The following is a 22062-nucleotide window of genomic DNA, read 5'->3' as shown; positions in this document are numbered from 1 at the left end:
GTCTATGGCCAGACAACAAATGCCGGAGAAGCGGATGCGACTTGTGCTGAGGTTGGAGAATCGTTCCCTGCATGGAGACGATATTATTCCGGAGTTCATAACAGACCAGCGCTCCTTCATCATCGGTCGTTCGGAAGATGCTGACTGGTCCCTGCCTGACAGAAGCCGTTTCGTTTCGACGAAACATTGTCAGATCTTTTACGACGACAATGCGTACTGGGTAGAAGATCTGTCGGCGAACGGCCTTTTGGTCAATGGCGACGAGCTGCAGAAGGGTGCGCGGCGCATCCTGTTAGCGGGTGATCTTGTTGAAATCGGAGCCTACCAGCTCCGCGTATTTCTTGAGCAACCACGGCCTTCCGAGCCATTGCTTACAGCGGAACAAACCGTCTTTATTCCCCGGGGCGCCGAAAGTCCGCTGCGTGAGATGGAAGATCGAACCATGTTTCTTGGGGCTGTGCAAAGTCCACCCACACAGCCAACCCGTTCAGTTCAGGCCGTTCGCGAGCCTCCAGCCCCCGTCAAACCGCGACCATCCACCGGGCCCTCCCATTCGCGCGAACGGTTTATCGAACATTTTGCCATTGGAGCAGGAATTGATCCCGATGTGCTCGCAGGCCGCCATGATGACGAATTTGCCGAACAATTGGGCCAAATTTTCCGGGCTGTGGTACCCGGCCTCACCCAGTTGCTCACCGCTCGCGCCCAAATGCGTGCCTTGATCCGCAGCACCAAGCAGACCGTTCTGAAATCCGACGGCAACAATGCGCTGAAGTTCATTCCCGAAACGTCGGCCGCACTGGCCGCTTTGTTTGCAGCAAACAAACGTGAATATCTGGATGCAACGAATAGCTTCAGCGAGGCCGTTGACGATCTCAAGCAGCATGAACAGGCGGTATTCCAGGCCATGCAAACCGCGCTCTTCCGCTTGCTGAACGAGCTGTCACCCGACGCAATCGAAGCATCAGGGAAAAGCTCGTTTCTCTCAGGGAAAGGTGCCCGTTGGACCCGCTATGTCAACGCCTGGAACGAACGGAACGAGCCTTACGAGAATGGCATTCTCGATGTTTTCCTGCATTATTTCGGTGAGGCCTATGACGAGAAAATCGGCAAACAGAGAACAACCGACTGAATAGCGAATGCCATCTCAACCTTGCAGCTTGGCAAGCATCTCATTAATCCCTGAACTATAGGAACGGAAGCGCGATGCCTTGATCCGTGCTTCCCGATAAACTGGCGAAGCCTGTGCGCCTCCCTGGCCAGACATCTTCCGGTTGGACCACTCAACAATCCATCCAGCGGTCTTGCCATAAAGGAAGGGGTTGGCACCGAAAACCGATGTATCCAACAGGGAACTGAGCTGCGTGTCAGGCGAGGCTGACAGCACCGATACGGCACCGCCACCGCCAAGAAAGTGAGCGAGATAGAGATTACCGGCAGTACCGGCAATGCCTGAGGCTTTCAGCGTTGCTTCGTTCTCATTGGCAAGGTTCATCACCATTTCCGTTGCCAGAGTCGGGTCCGACTTCAGGGCCAGTAACTCACTTACGCTCATTTTCGAAACGAGATCCGCCCTGTAGGAACTCATCATGCGCAACCAGGTGCTATTGATGAACTGCCCCAGACCGCTGGCGGATGATAATGGGTTAGCAGCGTTGGGATTGCCGCCGCTTTCCACATGAATAATCCGCTGTACGAGTTTTTCCGCTTCGCCATCCAGACCGATTTCGCTGTAGCCATAGCCCAGCGGGTCTACAAGCCCGCCATTTGCCAGCAACTCGAAATGCAGATGCGGTCCGGTGCTGAGGCCCGTCGAGCCCACAAATCCGATGGTCTGCCCTGCTTTGACAGCCTTGCCGACGGCAATCCCATTCGCAAACCCCTGAAGATGCGCATAATGCGTCTCCCGATTTCCCGCATGGCTGATCTTGATGAAATTGCCAAAGTTTCCATTGGTACCGGCAAAACTGATTGTGCCGTCAAAGGAAGCGTAAACCGGCGTCCCTGCAGGCGCCGACCAATCCACGCCTTCGTGGAACTTGACCGATCCAAGGATGGGATGAACGCGTGGGCCAAAGCCCGAGCGGAAAACGCCCTTGACCGGCAGGATGAAACCTTCAGCACCTCCCAATCCGGACGTGGTATCGCCCTCGGTCATACAGGCGTAATCGCCACCGCGCTCCGGGCGCATCAAATAGCATTCCAGATTTTCGCCACCGCGTCGGACCGACACATACAAAACACGTCCGCTCTCGCTGGCCTTGTCACGCGGCGTTTCGGAATAAAGCAAGGATACTTTGTCCTCCGGAGAAATGAATTTCCCCAGATCATAGAGCCGTGACATCCGCATGATGGTCTCAGTGATGACATTGATCGGAATATCATTGCGGATACCAGCACTATAGATGCCGTCCATAATGCGGAAGTTTTGATCGAGCTTTGATCCGTCTCCACCATTGGTCAGATCGTTCCAGCTCTCACCCTTCCAAGGATCGTCGATCTTCACATAGTTGCCGTCATCGGCACGGGCTAGACTCCCGATCAACCCTTCGCTGCCATAAAGCGATATCTGGACTGGTGCTGTCGCTCCATTCAGTGAATCAACGAGCGCCGTTCGCCAGACCGCAAGATAACCCGGACGAAGCACCTGAATATTCAGCGATCTCGCTACCGCCTCGGCGACGCGCGCTGTTTCGGCTTGCGTTGTGTGCCCATCCGCAAGAACATCCTTCACATTGCGTTCCGCAAGGACCTTGATTACGAATTGCTGATTCTGCGGCGGGCGTTTCTTCTCGCTGATAATGTCGACGCTGTTTGAACTGCCCGGGGATGAAGCACCAATCTGGGCTGTCTCACTGGGTGAAACGCCGCCCTCCCACCCAGCGTCCGATGACGCGGTATCGCTTGAAGGAACGGGTTGTTCGGGAGCTTGCGGCACAACTGGCGGTGTCGTCGATATCTCGGGCGCGGATTGCATAAGAGCAAAGTCCTGCGGGGTGGCGGGTAGCGCCGTCATTAATCTTACGGAACTCGACAGCATTGTGTCCGATACAAAATAGACCGAACCGTCAATTTCAGAACCGCTATTGTTCTTCTGAAAACGTATTTCGCTTTTGTGCGGCCTTGGTTTTTCATTGTTCACAGACTGAAGCAGAAGCGCATCACGCCGGTCATCTGTCGCCGACAATTCAAACTCGCCATCCTTGCCGGGCAGTTGAACTTCACCCTCAGGGATAACCAATGTCTCGTTTGTCAGGTCATCGGGCATACCAAGAAACTTTGGCAGGTAAAGAAACGCTCCGACTGCCACCCCGGCGAAGGCGACAAGAGCAAGCCCTTGCCATATGCGGCGCCTATTGCGACGCTGCCGTGCCAGTTTCTTGGCGCGCTTGAAATCCTGACTTAGCGTATGGAGCTCTTCTCCACGCATGGATCAACAACAAACGGAACAGGGTACCCGATATGCGGGCTGGGCTCCCCGATCTTTGACGTCGAGTTCAAACATCAGCGATAGACACCACCAATAAGACTTCCACGCAGGCTTTTCTTAGGAGGAGCGGCAGGTTCGACAGGTTTAAAAACGCGTTGCGGCTCGGGATCAGAGTCCGCTACGACACGGGCTGCGCGCGGTTTGACCGGAATCCTTGGACCGGGCTTGGCCGGAGCGACAGCCTGACGCGGCGGCTCGTAGACACAGACGGACGATGGTTCGCGCTTCACGTTTTCATAGAGAAATTGAGTGGGGCCTGTATCGGCGGTCTTCATCTTTTTGGTTGCCCAATAGCGCTGCGCTGCTTCGCGTGAGCTTCCGCCCCACACGCCATCAGGATCAGACGTGTAGCAGCCTACCCGTTGCAATTCGTTCTGAAGCGTAAAAACAAAATCTTCCTGACCGAAGATTTCAACGGGCGCCTCCGGCATAATGATGATGGGATTCATACCGGTCTGCGGATTGATAGCGGACGGATATCCGGGATCAGGTGTAAGATTAGCTGCCGGGCCCCGTGTCGCATCGCCTAAATCGGTCCGGCGTGTCAATCCCTGATCAGCCTGCGAGCCTGACTGGTCCAATGCTGCAACTTGCTGTTGACCTTCACCTTTGACGCCGCCCGATGGCTCCGAAAAATAGAACTGCTGCTGCAGCGAAGACTGTTCCCAGGGAATTTGCTTATCAAGCGTTGCCATCTTCACATCATTTCGAACCTTGATCATAAGGTCGGAGATGCTAAGGCCTGGTGTCTTGATGTGATCAACCAGCGCCTTGGTAAATGGGCTGTATGAACTTTTGCCATCGTAACTGATGTTGCCGGGCTGGGTGGCAAAGGCCACATACACACCTGCACCCGCTGTAACCTGAGCCAGACCGGCATTCACCGATCCACCGTCGGGAAGAGGATTGTTGCGGCATGCGTCAAGGAAAACAAGTGTCTGGCGCGTGCGTTGCTGGATTTCACCAATCACTTTGTCCAAGCTGATTGTTTCATCCAGAATCCGGGATCTGTCATTCAGGCGAGCATCAACAGGCACCAGATAGTTGACGCCATTCAATTGAAACCCGTGTCCGGAGAAATACACAAGCGCGACATCCGCTGTTTCGGCCTGCGTCTTGAATTCATTGAATATCCGGTCAAATTCATCGCGCGTCGTGTCGTTTGCGGGAAAAACGTCAAACCCCTCATCGCGCAATGCAGCCGAAATTGCCTGAGAATCATTGGCCGGATTGACCAGCTTCTCGACATATTGATAGTTTGTATTACCGACAACGAGCGCGATGCGCTTGTGCCCGCTAACAGCGATTATCTCAGCGCGCGCAATCTGCGTAACGAAAAGAAACGCAAGGCAAGCCAAAACCACACGCAAAGCGTGCGGAAAAAAACTGCGTGGGGTTGGCGCATAAGGCGTCAATCGACTATCTCTTCAGCTCATTGGGCTTGACCGGACGGGCTTTGTCCAGCTTACTCCGGTTGCTGATCTGATCACTTGCAGATCGTTCTGGATACGCAAAAATAGCCTATTTCCTGCTATACTTGCAACTATGTTGTGTTGGAAACTAAAATTGCAAGGCTTCAATATTTGCTAGTGATCGGGCAAATAGAGCGAATACTGTGATGGCTACCTGCAGGAATAAACCATGCGAATTGAACTTCAAGCCCTGAGCAATCCCAACGATACGTCATTCAGCGGTTCAATGGTGGTTCAGGATGCGCGATTTACCATCGGCCGGGGTGAAAATTGCAGCTGGGTAATCAAGGACAGTCGCCGCGTCGTCTCCAAACATCATTGCACGCTGGAGCAGCGCGACGATGGTGTTTTTCTGATCGACAAGAGCACCAACGGGGTCAGTGTTGGCGGTATTGCCGTCGACCGCCAGTACGGACAGCGGCTTTCGGATGGCGACACCATTGAAATCGCCGATTATCGTTTTCGCATAGCAATCCAGAAGGCCGGGGCGGTTCGGCCCCAACAACAGACAAATAGTGCGGATCTCCTGTCCGGACCGAGCCTGACATCTATCCTGTCTGATATTGCGCCGGGCGGCGTTAGTGCCACGAGTAAACTCCCCGGCGAAAGTCACGACGAACTTTTTGATGGTCCGGCAAAACCAACGTCGCGCGAAGCGCTTGGCGCGGTCGACATAGGGTGGGATGGCCCTCCCGTTACCGAAGTCGACATTGTCAAGCCATATCGTGCTAGCCGTCCATCCGCGCTCGCGGATCGAATCGAACAGACGCCAACGGCCAATTCGCTGTTTGATCTGCCGATTGTTCGTCCGATCCTCCCCGATAATTGGGACAGTGATGACGAGGAGCCTCTTTCCACCGCACCCGTGACGCCTCCGGCTTCGCATACTGCACCTCAGCAACAATTCGTGCCTGCTCCCGTCGAGAAGCCGGTTTATGCGGTTCAAATCGAACCACAACCGATACCCTATTCCGATTCCAAACTTGTGACCGCGTTTCTTGAAGGTGCGGGGCTCGACACAGCCTCCCTGCCAGATATCGACCACGAGCAGCTGATGAGAAAAGCTGGTGCAGTGCTCAAGATAGCGTTTGTTGAGCTTTATGAGATGCATGTCGGGAAAAACGCCTCGGCGGCACGTCTGGAGCTGGAAGGCATTGTCGGGGAAACGCCATGGATTTTCTCATTGGCGGGACAAAAGAATGATCAGCTGATGGACGGTATTATCGAGTTTATCGGTGAAGCGGAGCCAGCCGATATGAAGCTCATCGAGCGGGATTTCCAATCGATTATCAATTATCAGACCGCCCTTTCAGCTGCAGTTCTCGACTTTATTGGCGAGATACAACAGGCCATCGATCCCGCGGCGCTTTCCACCAAAGCAAAGGCAAAAGCCATTCCAGCACTGCGCAAAGCCGCACTCTGGGACGAGTTTCTGGCATCTTCCACTCTTTTTGAGGGCCAGCAGTCAGGCAAGCCAAAGCCCGCCCTGATGAAACTTCTGCGTAAGTTCTTTCCCCAACCGTGAATCTTCACGATCAAGATTACGTTGACGTGATGCTGTGTTATCTGCAAGTTACAGCAGGTTCACAACCTTGGATTGGGCAAATGTCCAACTATAGAGCATTGGGAGATTAGTATGCGTTTTGAAGCGCTTGAGGCACTCACAAATTTCCGCAGTCACTCGATGTTTCAACGCCGTATTTTTCAGGCAGCAACCATAGGGATGGGCCTATTTCTGGCAGCCTGCACATCCACCCCCGAAGCAAGCGGGCCGAAATATCAGGACCCCATTTCGACGACCGTGTCGGCCAGCGCAACCGCAAATCCGTCTCCGTCAGGCTCGCCTACTCCGACAGCGGTCGAGATTTTCGTTTTGAAATCACCCGGACGCTTTCAATCCATGGATTACTTCCAGCTGAAGGGCGGTAGCGCACTTGGAGATGATCTGGTTGAACGCAAGACGGTTTCGGTGCGGCCGGGACAGTCGACGGAACTGACTGTCAATCCGGGCACTGAGGGTGCATATGTTGGGGTGATTGCCGGGTTCCGTGATATCGAGAACGCACGCTGGCGTGCGCTGACACCGATTTCCGGCGCAAGCCGATTGACTGTTTCGGTTGGCAAGCTCTCCGTCAGCGCGTCCGCAGGCCATTAACCAGTACGGTGTTTATTGATGGAACATGACAATCGCGTCGTCTGGTCGGAAGGCATGTTCCTTCGGGTACAGCATTTTCAACAGCAGGACCGCTGGACTGAAAGGCTTGTCAAATCGGTCGTTCGTGAACTCGTCAAATTCCCTTGGGGTATTTCGCGTATCACGATCAACGAGCAGCTCCTCGGCAATGGAATGTTCGCGCTGTCGAGCGTGCGCGGTGTCATGCCCGATGGAAGCGTGTTCGAAGCGCCCGGCCCCGTAGACCTTCCCCCGGCATTGAGACTGGAGGAAGGCACGAAGAATGTCTTCGTCTATCTTTGTCTGCCCATGCAGCAGCCGGGACTTGCTGAAATTGGTGGTGAAACCGCCCCCGGACGCAACGTCCGTTATGCGCGCCAGAAATACGAGGTGCAGGATACGAACGAGGGCAGCTCCATTGCGGCGCTTCTGGACGTCGGTCGTTTTCGTTTGAGTTTTCTTTTGTCCGATGAAGAACTGGCTGGATACGACCGTATCGCTGTCGCGCGGATCGTCGAGGTCCGGCAGGATCAATCCGTTGTCCTTGATGACACCTTTATCGCACCATCGATCAATTGCGCAGCGCAGCTTCAGCTTGAGAATATTGTTACCGAGCTTCTGGGCATTATGTCTCATAGGGCGGAAGCAATCGCCGACCGCATGGGCGATCCATCAATCCGCGGTACGGCAGAAGTCTCGGATTTCCAGTTTCTTCAGGTACTTAACCGGAACGAGGCAGTCTTTCGCCACCATCGCGAGAATTTGAGCTCCCTGCATCCCGAGACACTCTATGTACTATGTGCACAGCTTGCAGGTGAGCTTTCAACATTCACCAAAGAGCGGCGTCGCGGATCGGTGTTTCCGGGATATCGCCATCTCGACCTGCGCGGTTCATTTGATCCGGTTTTGTTTGATCTGCGTGAATCGCTTTCCTCTGTTCTGGAACGGTCAGCAATCGAAATTCCTCTCGACGAGCGCAAACACGGCGTGCGGGTCGGTACGATCACTGATCGCAGTCTTCTGGTCGGCAGCGGCTTCGTATTGGCGGTGCGTTGTGACATGCCATCGGAGGCTCTGCGCAGCACCCTGCCCCGGCAGATCAAGGTCGGCCCGGTTGAACGGATCGCAGAACTCGTCAATGTCGCCCTGCCGGGTATAGCGGTTCGCCCGCTGCCGGTTGCACCGCGCCAATTGCCCTATCGCCCCGGAACAAGCTATTTCGAACTCGACCGCGATGGCGCCTTGTGGAAGCAACTCAGCACGTCCGGCGCTATCGCAATGCATCTTGCCGGTGATTTTCCGGCCATTGAATTTGAACTCTGGGCAATAAAGTCGTGATGCCATGAGCGACGATAAATTCTGGCGCAGTGAGCCAACGATCATCAAACCCAAGCCGGGCGGTGAGCGTGGACGTGCGGCACAGGCTGGCTCGAGCGATGCTGACGGCAACGAAACAACGACACTCCAGTCAGCGCTGCGTGAAGGCGGCGTGGATACAATCGATACCAGCCCGAAAGGGTTGCCATTTCTTGTCGCTGCCGCTCGCCCGCAGCTTAACTTGCTTTACCACCTTCGCGGACTTCACGCAGAGCCTGATGCCGAACAGCTTCGCACGGCCGTGATCGACGAAATGCGGGCTTATGAGCGTAAGGTCGCAAATGCCAATGTGGACACGCAACATGCCCGCGTGGCGCACTACGCTCTCTGCGCCACCATTGATGACGTCGTTCTGAGCACACGCTGGGGCGGCGCCAGCAATTGGGCGAGCAACAGTATTGTCTCGACATTTCACCGCGACGTTCAGGGCGGTGAACGCTTTTTCGAATTGCTTGAGCATTTTCACAAGGACCCGGGTCGCAATCGCGATATCCTGTTGTTGCTCTATCTTTGCCTGTCTCTTGGTTTCAAAGGAAGGCTGCGCGTCAGTGCCCGCGGCGCTCTCGAACTCTCGCAGATAAGGGATAGTCTCTATCGTACCCTCCAGTCATCCATGGGTGACATTGAACGGGAAGTATCGCCGCATTGGCGTGGTATCAATGCGCGCTTCTCCAAGGCACGGTTCAAGAACCTTTATCCAGCACTGCTCGGAATGCTCGTTCTTCTTTGTGCCTTCGGCTATGTGGGCATCCTGCGCCTTCTCAATACGGAGTCGGACGGCATTATGATTGCGATGGCCGCCGCTCCGCCGCAAGGCAACCCATCAATCAAGGTTGAGCAACCCGCACCACAACCGGTTGAACAGGTGGACAGGCTGCGCGACTTCCTCACTTTCCTCCAGCCGGAGGTGGATCGGGGCCTATTAACCACAGCGCGAGACGGAAATCGCGTGCTTGTGCGGTTCCGCAATACCGGGTTTTTCGCGTCGGCAAGCGCGGACGTCAACCCGCAATTCCAGGGCCTGATTGATCGGATTGGCCGTGCCATCGCAGACGAAAAATTCTCTGCGCTTGTCGTGGGCCATACCGACAATCGTCCCATCCGCGGGATACGCTTTCCGTCGAACTATGATCTATCCCGGGCTCGCGCCGAATCGGTAGCCACCATTATCGGCAATTATGTGCCTGATAACCAGATTCGCTTCGAGGGGCGCGGCGAATCCGAACCAATCGACACCAACGATACCGAAGAGGGCCAGACCGCGAACAGGCGAACAGAGATTATCGTCACCGCAAATCCGCGGTCTGAAAAAGACACGACAACCGGCGCAGGCAATCAACAGTGAATATCCTCAACTGGATCTATACGATCCGCTCCTACATTGAGAGCTATCTGGGCTTCCTGAAGGGCGGCCGGTTCTGGTCATTGATCTGGGTCGTCGCTATCGCCGTGATGATCTGGTTCTATGGCGATAGCATCGCCTTTGGCAAATGGCGCCCGCTTGAGTCGCAGTACAACCGCATCATCGCAATCGGCGTGGTTGTTCTCGTCTGGCTGATCTATGCAATTGTTTCGGCTGTCCGCCGCCGCCGTGCCGAAGCTGCAATGATCGACGCGGTCGCCGAGGATGGCACCGATTCCGAAACAGAAGCAAAGGAAGAAGTTGCACTGCTCAGGCAGCGCCTGAAGGACGCTCTCCTGCGCTTGAAGTCGATCAGCAAAAAGCGGTTCGGCTATATCTATGATTTCCCCTGGTATATGATCATCGGAGCGCCTGGCTCCGGCAAAACGACTGCTCTCGTCAATTCCGGACTGTCGTTCCCCTTTGCTGAAGAGATGGACGAACACAGCATTCGTGGCGTCGGCGGTACCCGCAGTTGCGACTGGTGGTTTACCGACGAAGCCGTGCTGATCGACACGGCGGGCCGCTACACAACCCAAGACAGTGATGTTACCGTCGACAGCACGGCGTGGCAGAGTTTCCTTGGCCTGCTCAAACGGCATCGACCTTTGAAGCCGATCAATGGCGTGCTGGTCACCATCAGTATGGAAGACATACTGACCCAGAGCGCACAGGCCCGCTTCAAGGAAATCAGAATCATCAAGCAGCGCCTGCGTGATCTGGAAGACAATCTGAAGGTCCGGCTGCCGGTCTATCTGATCTTCACCAAGGTGGACATGCTTGCAGGTTTCGGCGAATTTTTCGACAACTTCAACAAGTTCGATCGCGAACAGGTTCTCGGTGTTACGTTCCCTCTCGGTGTCAGCCAGTCAAAAGGCAAGATTGCCGAAGCTTTTTCCGGCGAGGTCGATCTTCTTCTCGAACGCATGCACCGCATACTCCTCGAGCGCATGCAGCAGGAACCTGATGATCTCCGACGCAGCAGTGTGTTCAGGTTCCCTGCACAATTTGCGTCAATCAAGGGCGTTCTCGTCGAGCAAATCGGCGAGCTTACGGCAAGTTCCAAACTGGTCAGCGCGCCACTCCTGCGCGGTGTCTATTTCGTCTCGGCCACCCAGACCGGCGCTGTTTATGACAAGGTCGGGCGTTCGACATCCGAACGTTTCTCGTTTTTGCAGGAACCCAACACGACTGGCACAGTCTCGCAGAAGGCATTCTTCCTGTCGCGATTGTTCAATGAGGTGGTGTTTGGTGAAGCCAATCTTGTTACCACCGATATCAAGGTGCAGCGCCGCAAGCGCATCATGTCCACCATATTCTATCTTGTGCCATTGATCATTGCCGGCGGGCTTTTTGCAGGCTGGTCCCATGCCTATTTCACCAATCAGAGCACGATGAGCGCGGTCAATGAGCGCATCGCCTCCTATAATCGTGAAGCCACCTCGATTGCTATCGAAGACATTACAACCGATGATCTGAACCGGATACTCTCGCCGCTCAACACGTTGCGCAGTGCCATCACCGACGACATTGCCGGTAAAAGTCGCTGGTATCACTTCGGCACGGATCAGGAAGCCAAGCTAAGCGAAAGCATGCAGGCGACCTATGCCCGGGCGCTGAACGGTTTTCTTCTCCCTCGCCTGCTTGTCCATCTGCAGAACCGGATGAATGATCCCCAGATCACAACCGGACAGCTTTATGATACGCTAAAGCTCTATGCGATGCTTGGTGGTCTTGGACCGCTGGACGAGCAGTTTGCCGCACAAACCTTGAAGGCAAATTTCGATGCTTCCTTGCCCGGTGCAGGGCGCGCGCAGGCGCGGGAAAGCCTGCTTGCACACAGCCGTGCGCTCCTGTCCCGGCCATTGATTACGGTCAGCCTTGACGAAAATCTCATCAAGAAGGCACGCGCAAAAATCAATGCCATTCCGCGTTCGCAGCAACTCTTCGAACTACTGCTTACCTCTCCGGATGCCATGGCATTACCGGAGTGGCGGCCTGTAGACAAAGCGGGCTCGGGGGCGGAACTCCTGTTTGCCCGCGAAAGTGGCACGGATCTTCGCCAAGGCATACCGGGGGTTTTCACCCGGGATGGCTATTTCAACTATTTCCTGCCTCGCCTGGCCCAGATGTCGGAACAGTTCGCACAGGAGGGCTGGGTCATTGGTGAAGACAAGGCGCAGGCGGAATCCAGCGACAATCTGAAGACCGATGTCCTGCGCATATATTTCAACGCCAATCGCCAACGATGGGCAGCGCTGCTGAATGACATGGGCATACGTCCGGCTCCTGATCTCATTCAGGCTGCCGACATTGTCCGAATCCTGGCGTCTGCTGATAATCCACTGCGGACCTTTGCGACTGCCGTAGCCGAGGCTACCAATCTGGACCCCCAGCAGTTCTCCGCGCCAGCCGCCGCCGCCAAACCGTCCCAGAAGGAAGGCGACGTTGACGAGGCGCAACGCAAAGCGGCCGAGGAACTGGCCAAGGTGAATGCAGAGCGCGTTCAATCCATGCAGGCTTTGACCGACGGCTTTGAGACCACAATGCTTGACCCTTATGCCGCGCTGCGCAAATCCCTGCAGCCTCCGGAAGGGCAGAAGTCTCAGTTTACCGATCTTTCTCCCGTTCTTGAGGAACTGTCGCTGCAGCTCAGCCGCGCTGCCACCAATGCCGGTGAGGTCAACACGATTTTTGGCGTCGAGAGCAAGCTGGTATCGGCCAATCAGATGCTGGTAACACAAGCACAACGTTTGCCCGAGCCTGTCAGCCGTTGGATCGGACGTCTTGCCACCGACATCGCCCGATTATCTGCAACGGGAGCACGACGGTCCATTTCTGATTTGTGGCAGAGCAACAGCGGACGCTTCTGCAAGCTCGCCATTGCAGGACGTTATCCCTTTGACCCGAATGCCAATAATGACGTTGCCATCAATGACTTTATCCGGATGTTTAGCCCATCTGGTGATTTTGCAACGTTCTTCCAGTTTCAGCTCAAGCCATTCGTCGATATTTCGCAAACACCGTGGCGTCTGGTCGGTATGAATGGTGCTGAAGCGATTGCGAGCGACGCCCTTGTGCAGTTTGAGAATGCCCAAACCATCCAGACAGCTTTTTTCTCAAAAGGCGGCAACGACCTGAGCCTTGATCTCGATATCACGCCCAATGATCTCGACAGCAATTCGACCTCCGTAGCGCTCGATATCAACGGTGAAGCGATCAATTATGATCACGGGCCAGTTCAGACCAAATCATTCAAGTGGCCCGGCCAAGGCAATCGTTCCGCCCGCATCGCCTTCAATCCACCAGGCCCAAATTCAAGCGTCAGCAAGACGGGACCTTGGGCGATGTTCCGGCTGTTCGACCTTGCCCAGAAAAAAGTATCAAGTGAGGATCAGTTTACTGCCTCGTTCCGCATGGGCAGCCGTACCGCAAGCTTTGATGTTCGGGTTGGTTCCGTGCTCAATCCGTTCGCTTTGAAGGCACTGCGCTCGTTCCGCTGCCCTGAAGGGCTTTAGAGCATGAATTTCAAGGAACCATCGCAGCAACAGGATAGCATCCGTCACCGTTGGACATACGACCGGAAGGGATGAACCCGATGCAAGCAAGAGATACGGTTCTGGCCGGTTATTTCGGCAAGGTACCGTCCAAAGGGGATTTCATCAGCCGGCGGCTCGACCGGGATGTCCGCTTGCAACTCGACCAATGGCTGCAACCCGCACTTCAGTCGAGTCGCGAGATGTTGGCGGATGAGTGGATGGACCTCTATCTCAACGCTCCGATCTGGCGCTTCTACCTTGAAGCTAGCATTTGCGGCCCTTACCCCGTTGTCGGCATGATGATCCCGAGTGTTGACAAGGCCGGGCGCTATTTCCCTTTTCTTGTTGCCGCTCAGATACCGGACTTTCCCCTTTCCGTTGTGTCCATTGCTCGTGCCGATGAATGGCTGCACTCGCTGGAAGACGTTCTGCTGAGTGTTCTGGAAGACGAGTTCGATATCGATTATTTTGATCATCAACTGGCAAAGAAAGCGTTTGATCTTGAGGTTCTTCCTGCAAACCTGAACCCGCTGGGTGAACCGTCAGCGGACGCGGGAGCCTTTGCGCCCTTGGCGGCTGCTTTGGCTGGCAGAAATTCAAAACCGCAATCGGTGTGGTGGACATCGGGGTCGGACCGCCGCAAGCCGGGTATGTCCTTATACCCCGGTTGGCCTGCTGTGACGGCCTTCGCATCGTTCTTCAAGGACGACACGGCATCGTCTGCTTTCAATGATGAATTTGCCCGGGCACGGCAGAGCGGCCAGTCCCTGCACAATAACGGTATGTTCTCCGAAGCCCAGACCGTTGGAGATATTTCTGTAGCTGGTCGCTCCCATCGTGGCACGCTTGCTGAGCAAAACACGGAGAGTTTTGTCTTCAAACTTGATAAAGGTCTCATATCCGTCGCCGATGGCACATTTGGCCTGAGCCGCAGCGCCACCATTTCGCGCTTTCTGCTCGCCTCGCTCGACAGCATCCCGTTGCCCGACAATGTCGAAGATGCACTTGAGCTTTTGGCGGAGCGCCTTGAAGGAGCCAAGCGCGCCTTGACGGAACGTCTCGACATTGCCGTTGCGGGGCTTGCATTACAGGCTGGTTCGCTGAGCCTTGTCTTCCGTCAGAACAGGTTCGGCCTGCTTGTACAGGGAAACGTGCATTGCCTTTTGCTGCGCGATGGCACGTTTACGGAACTGACGGACACCGCCCTTAGCAAACGCTCCAGCTCGACACTCAAACTGCAATTGCGTGCAACATCGGTCATGATCACAGGCGATCTTGAGCCCGGAGACCGCTTTCTTCTAATGACAGCAAATATTGCGCAGGCGGCGCTCGAAAACAGCGTTGCAAGCTTTTTCAGCACCAATCGAGTTGAGGCCATCATTGACAGGCTCGTTGACGACAGCCTGATCAATGGCGCGCAAGATAATCTCACGGTTGTGGCCATGGCCGTCGATTAGAGCATCGCACAGACCAAGCAGATATTAGAACCGGATCATTTGCACGTCACAGCGCTACTAGTCAGCCGTTATTTCAAGCAAGCCCATCCTTGAAAAGGTCTCGTGAAGGCGCGGATCAATTTCCATATACGCCTTGAGGACAAGATTGAGCTTTTTCGCGACCAAGGGCACTTTGCTGGCCATATCCTTCATGCGCGCGGGATCAGAAAAAATGACCTCCGCATAGGTATTGAAATCATTCTCCGCCGTTGTCGCCCCGTAAGCCGACAAGAAGCCTGTTTCTATGGGTGGATTAACGCCCTGACCGCGCGCAACCTGATCAGCTGCATCGTTCTCAAATCGCCAATCAGCTGGCTCCTGTGCTTTGAAAGCAGCCTGAAGCGGCGAATTTCGCCACCACACGAATGAGCTTGTCTCGTGATGGACATCGAGTTCGGCGGTAAGCTGGCGCGTTTCATCAGGAAGATTGCGCGGCGATGCGACGAATATCCAATCCTGGCCATAGGTACCGCCAACCTCCGCACCGTTGATAACAATCTTTCCCGCAATAAAAATCGCCTTGATAATCCGGCCAAGGCACTTTTCCGGATAGGCCTCAAAAGCCTTGGCAAGGCCTTTCAATGACGCAGCGACCATAGCGCGATCAACGGGTTCAAAGGCAACACCCTGTATCTGCGCATCGGCAGCAATATAGGGAGGCATAAAAAAGGTATTGGGATCGCCAAAACCAATGGTCAATCCCTGCTGCTCGCCAAGCTTGCGTGCAAAGCCTTCAAGATCATCATTCTCGCTGCCGGTCGGCCTGTTGAGCAGATAGACCCCACCACCCGCCATCGCCAAAGCGGCGACCAGAACGACACGCCGCGAGAGTCTCAATGCGCAAGCTCGAAGGAGTTGCGCATCACAAAGCTGGCAGGTGCAACGGCGGGAAGCACCGCTGTTGCTCGGGAAAAGCCAGCCAGACCACGCGTAAATAAAGCGGCTGCGGCGGCAAATGACGCTGGATCATCGGCAATGCCCGCGCCCGCTGTAAAGAAATCCTCTACAACCGTGGCCACGACAATCACCCCGGCTGCGGTGATCAGACCAACCCCGACCACTTTCCCCCAGTTCGTACCGGATTCGGGTCGGGCCTGCGGAACCGGTGACGGCAATGGCAACATGCGTGGTGAAGGTCCCGTGGGCGGCTGGGGCTTCGGCGTGACGAGGATGACAAACTTGACGTCAACAGCGGTGTAGAGAAAGCCGTTGATGCGGCCGGTAAGTTTCGGCAGCCTCAATTCAAAGCGCAATTTAGGGACTGGATTGAGCGGGCTCAATTCGAAACCGACCGCCGTGGCGACAGTCGATACACCGGGTGAATTGCTCTGGCTGACAAGCATCGAGCGCACAGTGCATTCATTTTTCTTCGGGTCAAAAATGAAACGGTTATCACTGACGAGTTCACCGAAAGCGTGATGCATCGTGGATGTCATCTTGAGTTCGGTTTTCTGATCACTGATGTTGTAACTAAGCGCCGCATTTGTACTGGCCATCAGAAAAACATCACCGGTCAGCTGGAACTCAACCGTCGCAGTGGGCGTCTCAAGCGTTTGTTGCTGTTTCAATGTATATTTAAGAGCCGCTGGCAGTTTGATATCCTTCAACGTGCTCTTCAGATTTCCACCATCAGCCGATGAGGGCGCGGCCGGTGATGGAGTGGTCGGTGATGAATGCCTTGGGCTCTTAGGCGTTGGAACAGGCGGCGTTGATGGCAATACGGGATGTGCAGGCGCGGTTCGCGTGTCAGCAGTCCGCACAGGTCGTTGGCTTGGCAGAACCGGAATAAGAATGGTGCGCCCGGCATGAATGAGATCAGGATCAGGTATGCCATGACCGGTACTGCGAACCACTTCACGTCGGTTGTTATAACGCCAGATCCGCGGCCACTGCCCACCGCCACCTAACTGGTCGCGAGCAATAGACCACAATGTATCACCAGATTTAATTACGTATCGCGTGCCGATCATCTGCGTTCCCCCCGCCTTTTAAAGGCTGAAAAAGACTTGCCGTCCGGAGTAAAGAAGTCAACATGTTTTGACTACAAAGCTGTGACACTTTGGGAGAGTTGCAAACTAATTCTGACTTGGCCAGGAGAGTGCTTCCTTTTGGATATACTCTGATTGCCACGCGCCATCTTGAAAAGGTGGCATTCTGCGCACTATGATTTCCGGCTTGGCCGACTGAAGGGGCGTTCATGACCAAAATGACTATTATCACGATAATCGGGGTAGCATTTTCGGTTGCCGCCGCAATATCAACGGGAATGACGCTCCGTTTCATCAGGTCCAGCATTGTGGTTCCCGCCGATGTCGTGGCACTCAATGCAGGCGGAAGTCATCCGCAGATTGCCTTCGTCACCCGAAATGGGGAGCAGATTTCCTACCCGCAGGGCGGACTGGTTTTCGGCGCGAAAGTCGGAGATCATGTGGAGGTCCGCTATCTCGCAGACAGCCCCAAGCAAAGTGCCACGCTCAATCAATTTGGCGCGATCTGGTCATTGACCATCCTGCTTGCGGGTTTGGGAGTGGGGTTTGTCTTTACCGGTTTGTCGAACCTGCTGTCCTGATAATCCAATAAATGAGCGGGTGGCGGTCGTGATAGCCGTGCGTATGGCAGCGTTGCGCATCACCCGCGCATGCAAACGATACTGATCCACCATCTCAGGCGTTATTGATAATGCTGCATTCCCATGGCTGCGATCAGGAATATTGTCCCAGACTTTATCGCACTCAGCCCCCTCACTCGTCGCGTCCGCTGCGCTCGCAAAACGATCCGGCAGTGCAGCGGGCTCTTTCATCTGGCACCAGCCGTCTGCCCGGTGGATTGAACTGCCTTCGCTCGGCGAACGAACCGCTGTTCGGTGACTTCGCCGCCCCATTGCAGACCTACATATTCCTCTTTAAGTTCGAAACCAAATGCCTCATAAAGCCGCCGTGCTGCATCCAATCCCTTGAACGTCCAGAGCTGGATTTCGGAAAATCCTTCCCGGTCACAAAAGGAAACTGCTTCACCAAGCAATCTGCGTCCTACACCGCTGCCGCGTCGTCCATCTTCCACGATGAACCATCGCAAATGCGCACAATCGTCTCCAAGGTCTTCGCCGTCGATTGCAACAGTACCGACGATATTGCCTGCCTCAATTGCGGTCCATAATTGATTAGACGATCTATCAAGGCGTCCGGAGAATTCTGCCAATCCTGACGCAACCTTGCTTTCGAAGAATTGCCCGAAGCCGACCGTGCGTGCGTAATATCGCCCGTGCATTTCGGTGGCGCGGCCAATCACGCCCGGACGATAGCCGGTCTCAATGGTGATCGGATGAGCCACCAATGACTTGACACCCGTTCGACTGGATTCCAATGCATTGGCATAGAATGCAAGCCCATCCCGAACTGTCGCATGGCTATCCGGGGACAGATTGCTCAGCGCAGCATTGACTTGCTCTTGCGCGAAAGTGTCGATCGCCGCCAAAGTCTGCCGCCCTTTCGCGGTGAGCGACAAAGGTTTTATGCGGCTGTCAGCATCACTTACGCTTTCCATCAGCTCGCCTGCATCCACAAGTTTGCGCACGAGCCGGCTCACACTGGACTTTTCCAGATTGAGAACGTCACTCAGTTCACCTGATGTCAACGAACCCCTGCCGCCAATTTCAATCAACGTATGGACAGCGGAAGCAGAAAACTCGGTTCCAGCAAGAGTGGGCTTCATGAAACCCAGTTCGCGCACGAGCCTGCGCGATGCATCACGGATCGGTGTCACGGTGTCATCAAGCTTGGTCATTCAAGACAGGTCCATATAGTTGTATCATACAACAATATGGACCTGCATTGACGTTTTGACAACAGGTGGACAAGAATTTTCTCAACAACCGATGCAGTGAATTGAAAACAGTCAGCCGCGCCTGCGCCACGCCTGCGTTCGGGCAAGCACTGTCCGCGACAGACCTGCGTGAACAAGGCGCGCCAGAAGATTGGTGTAGAAGATCATCATGCCCATAGCCGCCGCTGGCGCGATGTCCCCGGCGTCATCCATATTCAGCACCGCAACGGAGGCGAGCGCCGTATCAGCCGAATAGATGAAAACCACGGCAGAAACCGTCGTCATCGCGTTGACGAAGAGGTAGATCGAGATGTCGAGAATAGCTGGAAGACAAACCGGCACGGTGACACGCGCGAATAGTTTGTAGAAGGGCTGCTTCAGGGAAGCGGCAACAGATTCAAACTCCTGATCGATCTGCTTGAGCGCCGTCAAAGCCGTGAGATGACCGACGGTGTAGAAGTGCGTGATGGTACAAACGACCAGAATGGCCATGGTGCCGTAGATCGAATGGAGCGGATTGGCCGGATTATTGAAGAAGAAGATATAGGCAAGACCGAGAACCAGACCCGGCACAGCCATCGGCAACATCGCCAAAAAATGAAACAGAGCCCTGCCCTTCTGGAACCCTTCCGTCTTTTCCACCATATAAGCGCCGGTGAAAACGATGATCGTGCCGAATATGGCCGTCAAAGCTGCCAGCTGGATCGAGTTTTTGTATGAACCCCATCCGCCGCCATCCATATGATTGAAGGCGAAATTCTTCAGGCTGAGACTGAGATCATAGGGCCAGAATTTCACCAGCGCCGCCATTTGGCAGACCAGCATGATACCGATAATAAAAGCTGCCACGAGGCTACACCATGCAAGGCACATCGTATCGAACCGCCGGTTCGGTTTGGGCTCGTAGGGCACGGAGCGGGCGGAAAGCAATGCCACCTGTTTCTTTTGCACCAGCCGGTCAACCACAAAGGCTGCGAGCGCCGGCACAAGCAGGATCACCGAGACAACCGCCCCCATTTCAAAATTCTGCTGACCGATGACCTGTTTATAAATATCGACGGCAAGCACATTGTATTGACCACCGATTACTTTCGGTAGGCCAAAGTCGGTGATCACAAGCGTAAAGACAACAAATGCCGCCGAAATCAGCCCGTAGCGGGCGCCGGGTACAGTGACAACCCAGAAAGTGCGCCAACGGCTGGCGCGCAAGGATGCAGCGGCTTCGTAATGACGCTGATCGGAAATGGCGAGTGCAGTGGAAATGATAATCAACGCATGGGGAAAGGTGAAAAACACCGAACCGATGATAATCCCCAGAGGTCCATAAATCGACGCTCCTAAAAGCACATCCCGGATCATTCCCTGATTGCCGAAAAGGTAGATCAGCGCAATGCCGGGCAAGAGCGATGGCACGAGAATGGGGGCCATCGCGATCATACGGAATGTGCCTTTGAATCGCATGCAACTCCGGCTGATCGCATAGGCAAAACCGAAGGCAATCGAGACGGTCAGAACAGTGCTGATAACGGCGATGAACAGCGAATTCTCGATCGAGCGGAACAGTGACGGCGTCGAGAAATAGCTGACATAATTATCAAGCCCCGTAGACGCTGTGGATCGCAGCATGACGCGCCGGAACGTATTGGAATCCACTTCCTGCCATGCGGTGCCACGATGCATGTCCGATCCGATCAAATAGACCGTGCCATCGGTTGTTCCGCGTATCCGGTATTTGACCAGACTGCGAAAACTGAACTCGGGAAAGAAACTTGTCGCCGCCAGCCTGCCATCGGCATTGGTTGCAAGCTTGTCTTTGGGAACCACCAACAGCCGGTCGTTAAGCACGGCGGCGCTGACCGTTTCGCCAAATTGCCCGGAGGGACCGCTGACCTGAAATTCGTAGGTACTCAAATCAAAGCTATATGTCGAAAAGGACTTTGACAGCATCACATAGAGTGGTGCAGCCAATGACACGATCAGATAAAGCGAGATAACGACCATGAGACCGCGCTTGATAATATCGTCGCGGTCGAGCCGTTGTCGCGGAATGCGGCCTGATGGCATCATCGTCTCAGTGACCGCTGCCATGATAGCCTCCCTGCGGAAACACCAGAAGGCGGTCAGCCGGTAGTTCCACAGTCAACGCACCACCTTCTGTCAGGCCAAGGCGGCGGGTGGCATTGATCGAGAAATCGGCAATCAGCACTTCATTGCCAAGTTTTTCGCCGCGCAGGCGGGTGCGCCAGAAAGATCCGAGAAACTCCATCTCGCCGATCACAACATCGAGCAAGTTGCGCGTATCGACGGACTTGGAACCTATTTCATGCGGGATCACATCTTCGGGCCGGATCGCGGCAATAACGGCTTCGCCAGAGCCAAAACTATGCGCCGCGCAGCGCAGTTCGCCCGTACCAAATGCCACACTGCTTTCACCTGTCACGCGGGCTTGCAGCTTGTTGGTTTCCCCGATGAAGTCGGCAACGAAAAGGGTCCGGGGATGCCGGTAAATTTCCGTGGGCGTGCCGACCTGCTCGATGACACCATGGTTCATAACGACGATACGATCCGCCATGGACAGCGCTTCTTCCTGATCGTGCGTGACCATAATCGTTGTGACACCAAGCTTGCGCTGCAATTCCTTGATTTCATGCCGCAGATGCACCCGTACTTTTGCGTCAAGCGCTGACAGCGGTTCATCAAGCAGCAACAGCCCGGGGGAGATCGCAATCGCCCGGGCAAGCGCGATACGCTGTTGCTGGCCACCGGAAAGTTGCGATGGATATTTGTCGGCCTGATCGGAGAGCCCGACGAGTGCCAGCAGCTCTTTTACACGCGCATCAATTTCGGCCCGTGGTCGCCTGATGTTCTCAAGCCCGAAAGCAATATTTCTGGCAATCGTCAGATTGGGGAACAGTGCATAGGACTGAAAGACGATACCATAATCACGCTTTGAAGGTGGCAAGGTGGAAATATCCCTGCCACCCTGACGAAGCGTGCCGCTGCTTTGCAGATCAAGCCCGGCAATGGCCCGCAGAAGGGTGGTTTTCCCGCAGCCGGATGGTCCGAGGAAACAGATGAACTCGCCCTGATTGATATCGAGAGAGACATCTTTCAATGCGTGGAACGCGCCAAATGCTTTCCACAAATTCGTGATCTGCAGATAGGCTGGGTCACTGGCTGATGGCATTGCGTGCACCTCAGTGGGCATTGCCGCAGAACGAGCAGGAATTTCGTGTCTCATCGGGGCACCTCGCAAGGGAGTGGTGAAAGGCACCGCCGAGGCGGTGCCCG

15 protein-coding genes are annotated in these 22062 nt (G+C 54.8%); 8 read left to right on the top strand and 7 right to left on the bottom strand.

Going from position 1 to position 22062, the window contains the following annotated elements; translation table 11 throughout:
• The first annotated feature begins 34 nt into the window (after window positions 1-34).
• Complete coding sequence (gene tagH, locus BLU05_RS25075) at window positions 35-1132, top strand: type VI secretion system-associated FHA domain protein TagH (protein WP_175540752.1); 1098 nt, start codon at window positions 35-37, stop codon at window positions 1130-1132.
• A 15-nt stretch (window positions 1133-1147) separates the two neighbouring features.
• On the opposite strand, the gene BLU05_RS25070 is transcribed toward tagH, so the two are convergent.
• The gene (locus tag BLU05_RS25070; RefSeq protein WP_091886527.1) at window positions 1148-3430 is read right to left on the bottom strand and encodes a peptidoglycan DD-metalloendopeptidase family protein; all 2283 of its coding nucleotides are present in this window, start codon (window positions 3428-3430) and stop codon (window positions 1148-1150) included.
• Between the two features lie 74 nt (window positions 3431-3504).
• The gene (locus tag BLU05_RS25065) at window positions 3505-4905 is read right to left on the bottom strand and encodes a caspase family protein (protein ID WP_091886524.1); all 1401 of its coding nucleotides are present in this window, start codon (window positions 4903-4905) and stop codon (window positions 3505-3507) included.
• A gap of 226 nt (window positions 4906-5131) precedes the next feature.
• On the opposite strand from BLU05_RS25065, the gene BLU05_RS25060 reads away from it, so the two are divergent.
• From BLU05_RS25060 to tagF, 6 genes are all read left to right on the top strand, one after another.
• Window positions 5132-6487, top strand: coding sequence for a type VI secretion system-associated FHA domain protein (locus tag BLU05_RS25060; RefSeq protein WP_091886521.1), 1356 nt, complete (start codon window positions 5132-5134; stop codon window positions 6485-6487).
• A 111-nt stretch (window positions 6488-6598) separates the two neighbouring features.
• The gene (gene tssJ / locus BLU05_RS25055; RefSeq protein WP_091886517.1) at window positions 6599-7117 is read left to right on the top strand and encodes a type VI secretion system lipoprotein TssJ; all 519 of its coding nucleotides are present in this window, start codon (window positions 6599-6601) and stop codon (window positions 7115-7117) included.
• Between the two features lie 18 nt (window positions 7118-7135).
• Complete coding sequence (tssK, locus tag BLU05_RS25050; protein ID WP_091886514.1) at window positions 7136-8473, top strand: type VI secretion system baseplate subunit TssK; 1338 nt, start codon at window positions 7136-7138, stop codon at window positions 8471-8473.
• Window positions 8474-8477: 4 nt separating this feature from the next.
• Window positions 8478-9857: a type VI secretion system protein TssL, long form gene (gene tssL, locus BLU05_RS25045; RefSeq protein ID WP_091886511.1), complete on the top strand. Its 1380-nt coding sequence runs from the start codon at window positions 8478-8480 to the stop codon at window positions 9855-9857.
• Complete coding sequence (gene tssM / locus BLU05_RS25040; RefSeq protein WP_091886508.1) at window positions 9854-13432, top strand: type VI secretion system membrane subunit TssM; 3579 nt, start codon at window positions 9854-9856, stop codon at window positions 13430-13432. The genes tssL and tssM overlap by 4 nt, the downstream gene beginning before the upstream one ends.
• Window positions 13433-13512: 80 nt before the next feature.
• Complete coding sequence (gene tagF, locus BLU05_RS25035; RefSeq protein ID WP_175540751.1) at window positions 13513-14910, top strand: type VI secretion system-associated protein TagF; 1398 nt, start codon at window positions 13513-13515, stop codon at window positions 14908-14910.
• Between the two features lie 57 nt (window positions 14911-14967).
• Here the strand turns inward: tagF and BLU05_RS25030 are convergent, their stop codons facing one another.
• Window positions 14968-15786, bottom strand: a complete 819-nt coding sequence (locus BLU05_RS25030; RefSeq protein ID WP_091886502.1) for a hypothetical protein — start codon at window positions 15784-15786, stop codon at window positions 14968-14970.
• Window positions 15783-16919 carry a LysM peptidoglycan-binding domain-containing protein gene (locus BLU05_RS25025; RefSeq protein WP_091886500.1) on the bottom strand — a complete coding sequence of 379 codons (1137 nt, stop codon included), beginning with the start codon at window positions 16917-16919 and terminating at the stop codon, window positions 15783-15785. The genes BLU05_RS25030 and BLU05_RS25025 overlap by 4 nt, the downstream gene beginning before the upstream one ends.
• A gap of 227 nt (window positions 16920-17146) precedes the next feature.
• Between BLU05_RS25025 and BLU05_RS25020 the strand changes: the two genes are divergently transcribed.
• Entirely contained in the window at window positions 17147-17518 is a 372-nt protein-coding gene (locus BLU05_RS25020) for a DUF3592 domain-containing protein (protein WP_091886497.1), read from the top strand.
• Window positions 17519-17745: 227 nt separating this feature from the next.
• Here the strand turns inward: BLU05_RS25020 and BLU05_RS25015 are convergent, their stop codons facing one another.
• The 3 genes from BLU05_RS25015 to BLU05_RS25005 all read right to left on the bottom strand — a co-directional run bounded on the left by BLU05_RS25015 (window position 17746) and on the right by BLU05_RS25005 (window position 21958).
• Window positions 17746-18732 carry a bifunctional helix-turn-helix transcriptional regulator/GNAT family N-acetyltransferase gene (locus BLU05_RS25015; protein ID WP_091886494.1) on the bottom strand — a complete coding sequence of 329 codons (987 nt, stop codon included), beginning with the start codon at window positions 18730-18732 and terminating at the stop codon, window positions 17746-17748.
• A 111-nt stretch (window positions 18733-18843) separates the two neighbouring features.
• Entirely contained in the window at window positions 18844-20859 is a 2016-nt protein-coding gene (locus tag BLU05_RS25010; RefSeq protein WP_091886491.1) for a putative 2-aminoethylphosphonate ABC transporter permease subunit, read from the bottom strand.
• A complete protein-coding gene (locus BLU05_RS25005) occupies window positions 20843-21958 on the bottom strand; it encodes a putative 2-aminoethylphosphonate ABC transporter ATP-binding protein (protein ID WP_091886488.1) in 1116 nt (371 codons plus the stop codon). The genes BLU05_RS25010 and BLU05_RS25005 overlap by 17 nt, the downstream gene beginning before the upstream one ends.
• Between the last annotated feature and the right edge of the window lie 104 nt (window positions 21959-22062).

This window comes from Phyllobacterium sp. OV277 (genome assembly GCF_900104355.1).
In the GTDB taxonomy this organism is placed as follows: domain Bacteria; phylum Pseudomonadota; class Alphaproteobacteria; order Rhizobiales; family Rhizobiaceae; genus Phyllobacterium.
This window is presented reverse-complemented; position numbering and strand designations above follow the sequence as displayed.

What these genes read in the sequence shown, in the direction of transcription:
- tssL (WP_091886511.1), top strand. Translation starts at nt 8,478, where the DNA reads ATGAGCGACGATAAATTCTGGCGCAGTGAGCCAACGATCATCAAACCC.
- BLU05_RS25010 (WP_091886491.1), bottom strand. Translation starts at nt 20,859, where the DNA reads ATGGCAGCGGTCACTGAGACGATGATGCCATCAGGCCGCATTCCGCGA.
- BLU05_RS25005 (WP_091886488.1), bottom strand. Translation starts at nt 21,958, where the DNA reads ATGCCATCAGCCAGTGACCCAGCCTATCTGCAGATCACGAATTTGTGG.
- tagF (WP_175540751.1), top strand. Translation starts at nt 13,513, where the DNA reads ATGCAAGCAAGAGATACGGTTCTGGCCGGTTATTTCGGCAAGGTACCG.
- BLU05_RS25020 (WP_091886497.1), top strand. Translation starts at nt 17,147, where the DNA reads ATGACCAAAATGACTATTATCACGATAATCGGGGTAGCATTTTCGGTT.
- BLU05_RS25025 (WP_091886500.1), bottom strand. Translation starts at nt 16,919, where the DNA reads ATGATCGGCACGCGATACGTAATTAAATCTGGTGATACATTGTGGTCT.
- BLU05_RS25015 (WP_091886494.1), bottom strand. Translation starts at nt 18,732, where the DNA reads ATGACCAAGCTTGATGACACCGTGACACCGATCCGTGATGCATCGCGC.
- BLU05_RS25060 (WP_091886521.1), top strand. Translation starts at nt 5,132, where the DNA reads ATGCGAATTGAACTTCAAGCCCTGAGCAATCCCAACGATACGTCATTC.
- BLU05_RS25070 (WP_091886527.1), bottom strand. Translation starts at nt 3,430, where the DNA reads ATGCGTGGAGAAGAGCTCCATACGCTAAGTCAGGATTTCAAGCGCGCC.
- tssK (WP_091886514.1), top strand. Translation starts at nt 7,136, where the DNA reads ATGGAACATGACAATCGCGTCGTCTGGTCGGAAGGCATGTTCCTTCGG.
- tssJ (WP_091886517.1), top strand. Translation starts at nt 6,599, where the DNA reads ATGCGTTTTGAAGCGCTTGAGGCACTCACAAATTTCCGCAGTCACTCG.
- tagH (WP_175540752.1), top strand. Translation starts at nt 35, where the DNA reads ATGCGACTTGTGCTGAGGTTGGAGAATCGTTCCCTGCATGGAGACGAT.